Origin of the sequence: Ureibacillus thermosphaericus (assembly GCF_012396605.1) — a bacterium.
Lineage (GTDB): Bacteria > Bacillota > Bacilli > Bacillales_A > Planococcaceae > Ureibacillus > Ureibacillus thermosphaericus.
Window position 1 is genome coordinate 1 of the sequence record NZ_JAAXPW010000057.1, and the last position, 10,081, is coordinate 10,081.

Annotated in this window: 9 protein-coding genes; 7 read left to right on the plus strand and 2 right to left on the minus strand. The window is 35.3% G+C overall.

From position 1 onward, the window contains the following. Positions 1–250: 250 nt before the first annotated feature. Genes HF990_RS14395 through HF990_RS14410 form a run of 4 tightly spaced genes read left to right on the plus strand, consistent with a single transcriptional unit; the run spans position 251 to position 4,098 of the window. On the plus strand, positions 251–1,183 hold the full coding sequence (locus HF990_RS14395) for an ABC transporter permease (RefSeq protein ID WP_016837969.1): 933 nt from the start codon (positions 251–253) through the stop codon (positions 1,181–1,183). 41 nt (positions 1,184–1,224) lie between these two features. Next, entirely contained in the window at positions 1,225–2,118 is an 894-nt protein-coding gene (locus HF990_RS14400; RefSeq protein WP_238536185.1) for an ABC transporter permease, read from the plus strand. Between the two features lie 14 nt (positions 2,119–2,132). Beyond that, positions 2,133–3,188: an ABC transporter ATP-binding protein gene (locus HF990_RS14405; RefSeq protein ID WP_016837971.1), complete on the plus strand. Its 1,056-nt coding sequence runs from the start codon at positions 2,133–2,135 to the stop codon at positions 3,186–3,188. Next, positions 3,178–4,098: an ABC transporter ATP-binding protein gene (locus HF990_RS14410; RefSeq protein ID WP_016837972.1), complete on the plus strand. Its 921-nt coding sequence runs from the start codon at positions 3,178–3,180 to the stop codon at positions 4,096–4,098. The genes HF990_RS14405 and HF990_RS14410 overlap by 11 nt, the downstream gene beginning before the upstream one ends. A gap of 257 nt (positions 4,099–4,355) precedes the next feature. Here HF990_RS14410 and HF990_RS14415 read toward each other — a convergent pair whose 3' ends face one another. Both HF990_RS14415 and HF990_RS14420 read right to left on the minus strand, forming a co-directional pair. After that, positions 4,356–5,441, minus strand: coding sequence for an LCP family protein (locus tag HF990_RS14415; protein ID WP_168412861.1), 1,086 nt, complete (start codon positions 5,439–5,441; stop codon positions 4,356–4,358). A gap of 218 nt (positions 5,442–5,659) precedes the next feature. Further along, a complete protein-coding gene (locus HF990_RS14420) occupies positions 5,660–6,295 on the minus strand; it encodes a YigZ family protein (RefSeq protein WP_016837974.1) in 636 nt (211 codons plus the stop codon). Between the two features lie 168 nt (positions 6,296–6,463). Between HF990_RS14420 and HF990_RS14425 the strand changes: the two genes are divergently transcribed. From HF990_RS14425 to HF990_RS14435, 3 genes are all read left to right on the plus strand, one after another. Further along, on the plus strand, positions 6,464–7,636 hold the full coding sequence (locus HF990_RS14425) for a sensor histidine kinase (protein WP_168412862.1): 1,173 nt from the start codon (positions 6,464–6,466) through the stop codon (positions 7,634–7,636). A 25-nt stretch (positions 7,637–7,661) separates the two neighbouring features. Further along, positions 7,662–8,336, plus strand: a complete 675-nt coding sequence (locus HF990_RS14430) for a response regulator (protein WP_016837976.1) — start codon at positions 7,662–7,664, stop codon at positions 8,334–8,336. A 384-nt stretch (positions 8,337–8,720) separates the two neighbouring features. After that, the gene (locus HF990_RS14435) at positions 8,721–9,266 is read left to right on the plus strand and encodes a nuclear transport factor 2 family protein (protein WP_016837977.1); all 546 of its coding nucleotides are present in this window, start codon (positions 8,721–8,723) and stop codon (positions 9,264–9,266) included. The last annotated feature ends 815 nt before the right edge of the window (positions 9,267–10,081 follow it).

The window sequence follows — 10,081 nt, forward strand, 5'->3', positions numbered from 1 at the left end:
AGTTGATCGAATCAATGCTTTATTACAGCAACAAAACCAAGTTGCATAATTAAAAAAAAAACGAAGTTTTTAGTATAGGGGTACTCTATACTTCAGAAAAACTATGATTTATGAAATTGATTCAATTGGTCAATTTAAAAAATTTATTTTAATAGTTGTAAAGGCTGCTGAAATCGATTTCATTGATCAGAGGCAGCCTTTTGCTATTTTTTAGGTGTCCACGGGATTTTTATATAAAGGAGGGAACACTTTGCTAAAGTACATTATCAAAAGAATTATTCATATTTTAATTGCTTTATTTATTATCATCACGGCAACCTTTTTCTTAATGAAGGCAGCGCCTGGTAATCCTTTTGCAAGTGAAAGGGATTTTCCGCCTGCAATAGAAGCCAATTTAAAAGCGAAATATGGACTGGACAACCCTTGGTATATTCAATATAAAGATTATTTACTCAATACGCTGACTTTTGACTTTGGAGAGTCAATGAAATATAAAAACCGCTCCACTAACGATATTATTGCGGACGGGTTTCCTGTTTCGTTAGCCCTTGGACTTGAAGCCATGTTCATTGCGGTTGGAATAGGGGTATCACTTGGCATCATTGCAGCATTTTATCATAATCGTTTCTTCGATTATGCTGCCTCGTCGCTCGCTGTTTTAGGAATATCAATCCCTTCCTTTGTATTAGCTGGATTAATGCAATACTTTATCTCCTTAAAATTAGGTTTGTTCCCTGTAGCAGGTTGGAATGGATTTAAGTATACCGTCTTGCCAGCATTAGCGATTGCATTAACACATGCAGGTTATATTGCAAAATTAGTTCGTTCAAGCATGTTAGAACAAAACAATAGCGAATATGTAAAATTAGCTCGCGCAAAAGGGCTTGGCAAATGGACGGTTGTATTTAAACATACGTTGCGCAATGCATTAATGCCTGTTATCACGTATTTAGGGCCTTTAACAGCCGGGGTTGTAACAGGAAGTTTTATAGTAGAACAAATTTTTGCTATTCCTGGATTAGGTAGACATTTCGTTCAAAGTATTACAAACCGGGATTATACAGTGATTATGGGCACAACGGTATTCTATGCAATTATTTTAATGTTCGCAGTTTTAATAGTAGACATTTTATATACTCTCATTGATCCGCGCATTAAGTTGAAAGGAGGAGCAAAAAAATAATGGCAAAGCAGCATGAAACGATTGACAATTTAACTCCAGAAATGTTTACAGTAGTTGGGCCCCGATTAGAAGAAAGCGATAAAATGACAAAAAAGTCTGTATCTTTCTGGAAAGAAGTATTCCTCCGATTTAAACAAAACAAATTAGCGGTTTCGGGCGTAATTATTCTGTTCATCATTGTACTACTGGCGACATTTGTACCAGAATTTTCACAATATAGTTATCGTGATCAATTAGGTGTTTATAATGAAGCGCCTTCAAAGACTCATTGGTTTGGTACGGATGATTTAGGTCGGGATGTATTTGTTCGTGTATGGTATGGTGCACGCATTTCATTATTTATTGGTATTACGGCCGCTATCATTGATGTAATCATCGGTGTTTTATGGGGCAGCATTTCAGGTCTGATTGGCGGACGTGTAGATGACATAATGATGCGTTTTGTCGATATTTTATCTGCCATCCCTTACTTATTAGTGGTAATCATTTTACTTGTTGTAATGGAACAAGGTCTTCTTCCAATGATTATTGCTTTATCGATTACAGGTTGGGTAAACATGGCGCGAATTGTCCGTGGTGAAGTTTTATCGATTAAAAATCGAGAATTCGTACTAGCCTCAAGAACACTTGGAGCAAGTACTTGGCATTTAATTATCCGCCACATTATACCGAATGCTTTAGGTGCGATTCTTGTAACAATGACATTGACAATTCCAACAGCAATATTCACTGAATCTTTCTTAAGCTTTTTAGGTTTAGGTGTAACTCAACCGGTTGCTAGTTGGGGAACGATGGCATCAGAAGGTATGGGTGGTTTAAGAATAGCCCCTTGGCGTTTATTCTTCCCTGCATTCTTCATTTCCTTAACAATTTTTGCTTTTAACGCAATTGGTGATGGTTTACGCGATGCACTTGATCCAAAATTACGAAAGTAGAAAGGGGTGGAAAGATGAAAAAACCATTGTTAGAAGTAAAGAATTTAAAAATAAACTTTAAAACATATGCAGGACTTGTTCAAGCGGTACGAGGGGTAGAATTTACATTATATGAAGGCGAAACTTTAGCAATTGTTGGCGAATCAGGTTCGGGAAAAAGTGTTACCAGTAATGCGATTATGAAATTGATTCCTGAGCCGCCTGGCATTTATGCAGATGGACAAATCTTATTTGAAGGAAAAGATTTAATTCCGCTTTCAGATAAAGAAATGTCAAAAATTCGCGGTAATGATATCGCGATGATTTTCCAAGATCCGATGACGGCTTTAAACCCAACTATCCGTGTTGGAAAGCAGATAATGGAAGTCATTTTAAAACATAAAAAAGTTTCTAAACAAGAAGCGAAAGAAAGAGCGATAGAGTTGCTTCGCCAAGTAGGTATACCAATGCCTGAAAAACGGTTTAACCAATATCCGCATGAATTTAGCGGTGGGATGCGTCAGCGTGTGGTTATTGCCATTGCTCTTGCCGCTGATCCGAAATTGCTAATTGCTGATGAACCAACAACTGCACTTGATGTTACAATTCAAGCGCAAATTTTGGAATTATTGAAGGAAATTCAAAAGGAACGGAAAACGTCTATTATTTTTATTACCCATGATTTAGGGGTTGTAGCAAATGTTGCAGATCGTGTAGCGGTGATGTACGCTGGCCAAATTGTGGAATACGGAACAGTCAACGATATTTTCTACAATCCTAAACATCCTTACACTTGGGGATTACTTGGCTCTATGCCTGATTTAAATAATAAAAGCGACGAAAAATTGTTTGCAATTCCAGGTTCTCCACCAGATTTAACAAATCCGCCAAAAGGAGATGCTTTTGCACCTCGAAACAAATATGCATTAGCAATTGATTTTGAAAAAGAACCGCCAATGTTTAAAGTATCGGAAACACATTATGCAAAAACATGGTTGTTGCATGAATATGCACCGAAAATTGACATTCCGGAACCTATCGTCAGAAGAATGGAAAGATATAAAAAGGAGGCTGAATTAAGTGAATCATAAGTTATTAGAGGTAAAAAATTTAACTCAATATTTCGGCTCTCCTTCCAATCCTATTAAAGCAGTTGATGGAATTAGTTTCCATATTTTTGAAGGGGAAACGTTAGGACTTGTTGGTGAATCTGGTTCCGGTAAATCAACGACAGGTCGTTCCATTATTGGTCTTTATAACATGACCGATGGCGAAGTGATTTTTAAAGGAAAAAATGTTCACAAAATCAAATCAAAGAAAGAGCAAAAGCAATTAAAACGTGAAATGCAAATGATTTTCCAAGATCCATATGCTTCATTGAATCCGCGTATGACAGCAGGTGAAATCATCAGTGAAGCATTTGATATTCACGGTCTTTATAAAAATAAAAAAGAACGCCAAGAAAGAATTGTTTCCTTATTAGAAGCCGTTGGTTTAAATCGTGAACATATGACAAGATATCCCCATGAATTTTCCGGTGGACAAAGACAACGTATTGGTATTGCAAGAGCGTTAAGTTTAAATCCGAGTTTTATTATTGCTGATGAACCCATTTCAGCACTAGACGTTTCCATTCAAGCACAAGTTGTCAATTTATTAAAAGAACTTCAAGAAGAACGGAATTTAACGTACTTATTTATTGCGCATGATTTATCGATGGTGAAATATATCAGCGATCGAATTGCTGTGATGTATCGCGGAAAAATTGTGGAGTTAGGGGATGCAGAAGAAATTTATCATCACCCTATTCATCCATATACAAAATCATTACTATCAGCAGTTCCGCTCCCAGATCCGATTTTGGAAAGAAAACGGAAACGAATTCCGTATGTACAAGAAGAAACGTCGGATTTTGCATCAATGCACGAACCATTGCCGAATCATTTCGTATATGGTACGGATGAACAGCTAAATAAATGGTTAAAACAAGCCCAACTATAATGCTGTTTGTTAGATGCAACTTTCTTTTCAAATTAAAATGTAATCTGTTGCTTAAGGGGACATGAATTCCCCTTAAGCCGTTTTATTATTGCTAAATGTTGAATTAAGGTTTTCCTCAACTATCCAAATTTCAATTTTTCAATGAATAAATTTATATACAACTGTTCAAACTGGAGAATGAAAATACTACTCCCCTTTCCAATATAAAAAATACACTCTCAAGCTACTGAGAGTGTATTTTGCCTATTGTCAATTATTTATCGATTCCAATTTGATGAGTAAGAATATGAACCAACATCTACTTGCTGTGTTTCATCGTCGCTACCGATTTCAGAGATATTAGAACTTGCATTGCTTGGGATGATTTCTAAATGGCTTTTTAAGATTTGTTTTGTCTCTTCTAAAGATTCTCGATCTAACATGTAATAATAAATTCCTGTAGACATATCACCTTGACCTTGTAACGTTAAAGTATCAATTTGTGGCATGCCACCTGAGAAATACGTAAGGAACGATTTCATATCATCGAATGTTAAGTTAGTTTTCATGTTGTCACCGATTGCCAAAAGAACTTCATCGTATTTCGTGATGGAGGATAAGGAAAGTGCTTTATTGGCAATGGCTTTAATAATATCTTGTTGACGCTCACCACGAGCAAAATCTGTATCATGTTTACGAGTTCGTGCTAATGCTAATGCTTTTCGCCCATCTAGATGATGGTATCCAGGCTCTAAATAAATAGAATAGCGGTCGTTTTCGTCTTTTTCATAGAAGGCATATGGAATGTTAACTTCTAAATCGATACCGCCAAGCGCATCGACTACATCGATAAATGCATTAAAATTCATGCGTACATAATAGTCGACAGGAATATCAAATAATTCTTCTATTGTTTCGATTGTTGCCACTGTGCCTCCAAAAGCATGTGCGTGCGTAATTTTATCTTGATATCCTACTTTTGGTATGTACACATATGAATCCCGAGGGATACTGACTAATTTTGCTGTTTTTGCTTCACGATTAAGTGTCATTAATAAAAGGGCGTCTGAACGAGAATGATCGGAACCTTGACCCCGTGTCTCGCTGTCATCCACACCGATAAACAATATGGAAATGTTATCGATTTCAGCTTCAGCTTTTATTTCCCTTTTAGGAGAAGATTGTCGTTCCTCAAGCTCTTCGTAAGATTGTTTTGCTGCGTATTCAGCTTTTTTCGTTAAATAAATTCCATAAGCTGTTGCACAAATTAAGAATGAAGCCGACAAAAGTGCTAATACTTTAAGTACTAGCGAAAACTTTGTCGAACGTTTTCCTTTTTTCTCCTTTTTCTGCATTCGTTTCATTATATATACTCTCCTCTATATATGTAGGAATGTTGATTTTGTACGGCTTGTTATGTTTATTATGGATTTCAACTTAAGATTCATCACAGGTAAATCTTATGTGAAAAGCAAAATTGTTCAATACGTATAATTATACAATGTTGTCGAAAAACAGTAAATTGAAAAATTATGACAATGAAATATTGACAAAAAAGAAATTTTTTCGAGGACTGAAACGATTATGAAATGACTTTTTCAATAAACATTTTGTCAATACATGTAATTGTCGCTTGTCCGTTAGTTAATTCTGTCATCCATTCGACAAAGGCTTGTTCTTCGTCTTTTAAGACATGAACGATGATATCGACATTGTCAGCATATTGGATTTCAGCTAATGTATATTTCGAATTTCGAATTTCATTTTCCACTTTACCAAGCCATGTATAATCAATCGTTACTTTCATTACATGATGTAGTCTTCTTTCCACTACTTGGGCAGCCGCAATCCCTTCTGTAGTAGCTTTTCCGTATGCCCGAACAAGCCCTCCAGCTCCAAGTTTAATGCCACCGAAATATCGAGTAACAACAACGACAGTATCTTGTAGTCCTTGTTTTTTTAGCACCTCTAACATAGGAACGCCAGCAGTTCCGCTAGGTTCCCCATCATCGTTCGCTTTTTGAATTTGATTATGCTCGCCAATCATATAGCAAGAACAGTTGTGGGTAGCATTATAATGCATCTTTTTTATTTTATTAATAAAATTAATAGCTTCTTCTTCAGTTTCAGCCCTGTCAACATAAGCGATAAATCGAGATTTCGATATAACAATCTCTTTTTCTCCATAACCCTTAACAGTTTTGTAGTCCTTTCGCATTACAAAAACTCCTTTATTTTCCAAAAAAACGAATTCCTTGTAATAAAAAATTTTCTTAAAAGTTTACTGGAAAATGGTATAATAATGTTAGAATAATATAATCATTAAATACTAATAGTTGCTCACATATAATTTATTATATTACACCAATTGGATTGGGGACAAATCATGTATTTTGATGAAAAAAACAAAATTGATATCCAATCGATTGATTTTATTTTTAATCGGATGATTGAAAATATTACCAATTCGAAAAACGATATTTTTATAATCAGCGAACAAAGCCGTAGAAGCTTTGAGGAAATGAAAATCGAATTGGAATTAATTAAGCAGAAATTAAAAGTAGTTATTCAGAATAGTGATAATTTAGCTCGCCAAACGCAACTGGCAAAACAAAGGCTAGTAGAAGTTAGCAGACATTTCGATAAATATTCAGAACAGCAAGTCAGAGAGGCTTATGAAACTGCCAACGACTTGCAAATTCGGTTATCACTTTCCGAGGCCGAAGAAAAAAGCCTACGAGAGAAACGTGATGACCTTGAACGGCGTCTAAAAGTATTATACGATACAATACAACGAGCCGACCATATCGTTAATCAAGTGAATGTCGTGTTAAATTATTTAACATCCGATTTGAAAAATGTGGGTGCAGCACTTGAGCAGGCAAAATTAAAACATGAATTTGGCATAAATATCATTGCCGCTCAAGAAGAGGAAAGAAAAAAATTGTCTCGTGAAATTCACGATGGACCTGCACAAATCATGGCAAATGTTTTGATGCGAGCTGATTTAATTGAGAAAACATATCGTGAAAGAGGCATTGATGCCGCTATAAAGGAAATTTCAGAACTCAAGAAAACAGTTAGAGAAGCATTGTCTGAAGTAAGAAGGATTATTTACGATTTACGTCCTATGGCATTAGATGATCTTGGCATTGTGCCGACATTAAAAAAATATTTGTCCACAATTATGGAATATAACAAGGGTGTAGACATTCATTTTCAATCTCTTAATAATGAAACGAGACTTCCTTCAAATTATGAAGTCGCAATTTTCCGATTAGTGCAGGAATGCGTGAATAATTCGGTAAAACATGGAAACCCAACAGATATTTGGGTTAAACTAGAATGGAATCTTAACAATTTAAATGTTATTGTAAAAGATAACGGTAGTGGTTTCGACTTAGAAGCCAAAAGAGAGCAATCTTTTGGAATTATTGGAATGAGAGAAAGAGTTGAAATTTTAAAAGGTTCGATGGATATTAAAACGAAAATTGGAAATGGAACTGTAGTTATGTTTAAAATACCATATCCAAATAACGAACAGAAATTTCAACTGTAATATACTTGTTAAGGGGGAATGCTTTGTGACAAGAATAATCATTATTGACGATCACCAATTATTCCGAGAAGGAGTAAAACGTATTTTAGAGTTTGAAGAATCCTTTGAGGTTGTTGCAGAAGGCGATGACGGCAGCGACATCATCAGTTTATATAGAGACTATTTACCAGATGTAGTGTTAATGGATATCAATATGCCAGGTAAAAATGGCGTAGATGCAACAAAAGAATTAATTCAAGAATTTCCAGATGCAAAAGTAATTATGCTTTCGATTCATGATGATGAATCATATGTTACGCACGCTTTAAAATCCGGTGCTTTAGGATATATGCTGAAAGAAATGGATGCAGATGAAATAGTAGAAGCAATCAAGGTTGTTGCAAATGGAGGATCTTACTTGCATCCAAAAGTAACGAAAAATTTAGTAGCTGAATTCCGTCGCCTAAGTGAGCATGAAAATAAAGGAAACTTCCATCAAACAGAAATTCGTCGTCCATTCCACTTGCTCACAAAACGTGAATGTGAAGTACTGCAATTATTAACTGATGGACAATCTAACCGTGCAATTGGTGAAACATTGTTCATTTCTGAAAAGACAGTGAAAAACCACGTATCTAGCATTCTACAAAAAATGAATGTAAATGACCGTACACAAGCTGTCGTAACCGCTATTAAAAACGGTTGGGTGGAAGTACGATAATTCCATAAGCACCAAGAACAAATTTACATACTGTAATTTTGTAAGAGGTTGGGACAGAACTAAAATTAGCCTTCTTAAAAAGAATTATCATACGCATTTTGGTATATAATTAAAAAACCGAACGATATTGAAGCTCAAAATAGAGTTTCAAATAATCGTTCGGTTTTTTTTATAGGCTGAAAACCTTTTGTTCTTGTTTTTTTTTGAATTCAATTATGCAAATGGTGCGTAATGGAGAGGATTTGTAAATCGAGGCAACTAAGTTTAAGGTGATTTCGTCTTAAGTAGATGATGAAAAGTTTCTTGTATTTTCGACAAAAATCTGCATCAATAGAAATGGTAGTTGCTCATATGCTACAATATTACCTTGGGAGGTAAGGGTAAATGAAGAACTGGTTGATTTTGGTAGTTGCAGCAGTATTCCTGCTAACTGCATGTGGAAATAATAATGCTGATTCTGAACCTGAAGCAATTTCATCCGTAGAAAATACAACTGGGGAGTCAGATGAGGCAATTGGATTTGAAATGATCGGTGACCAATTTGTTGAAGCGACGAATGTTCCTACAGATGAAAAAGTAAAAATTATTGCTGCCTTTGATGAATATATTAATTCATTTAATGCGAAAGATATTGATCGCTACGCAAATGTTCTTTCCAAAAATGCAATTGGATTTAATTATGAAGAAGAAATTAAAATGTTAAAAGAAACATTTAAAAATCATGATGTGAAATTAAAGGATTCAGATGCAACGATTGTGAAGTATAACGAAGACGAAGCTCATGTGGTTGCGAATATTGATTATCATGTGAAAGAACATGGAACAGATGCAACACTTAATCGTACGGTTAGACAAGTAACAATCTTTGTAAAGGAAAATGATGATTGGAAAATAACAAGGATTGTAGGAATGGAAAAATTAGACCAGTAAAAGAAAAAAGGATCATCCAACTTTGGATTGGATGATATTTTTTTGTGCAGGAAGGTAGGCGGGAGTGGCTAATATCTTTCGAACATAATTAAGGAAGTGCTTTTTGGCTTGGCTATTATATTTCGAAAATTGGCTAATATCTCCCGAAGTTTGACTATTATCCCATGATTAGGGAAGGGTTTTTTGAGGCTTGGCTATTATTTTTCGAGATTTGACTATTATCATGCTCAGATTGGCTAATATCTTCTGAAGTTTGACTATTATTCCATGATCAGGGAAGGGATTTTTGAGGCTTGGCTATTATTTTTCGAGATTTGACTATTATCTTGCTCTGATTGGCTAATATCTCCCGAAGTTTGACTATTATCCCATCTTCAGGGGATTGATTTTTTGTGCTTGGCAAATATTTTCCCGAATTTGACTATTATCATGCTCGAATTGGCTAATATCTTCCGAAGTTTGACTATTATCCCATGATCAGGGATGTAATTTTTTGTGCTTGGCAAATATTTTCCCGAATTTGACTATTATCATGCTCGAATTGGCTAATATCTTCTGAAGTTTGACTATTATCCCATCTTCAGGGGATTGATTTTTTGTGCTTGGCTATTATTTTTCGAGATTTGGCTATTATCTTGCTCAGATTGGCTAATATCTTCTGAAGTTTGACTATTATCCCATGATCAGGAGTCAAGTCCCGATAATTGTGTAAAAACTCTTATACACTGTTTCCAAATCCGATTAAAGTAGCGTAAGTGGAATCAAACCAAATATAGCAGTTTTTGATTCCATTCCCCTCCCACATTTTTTAGCCG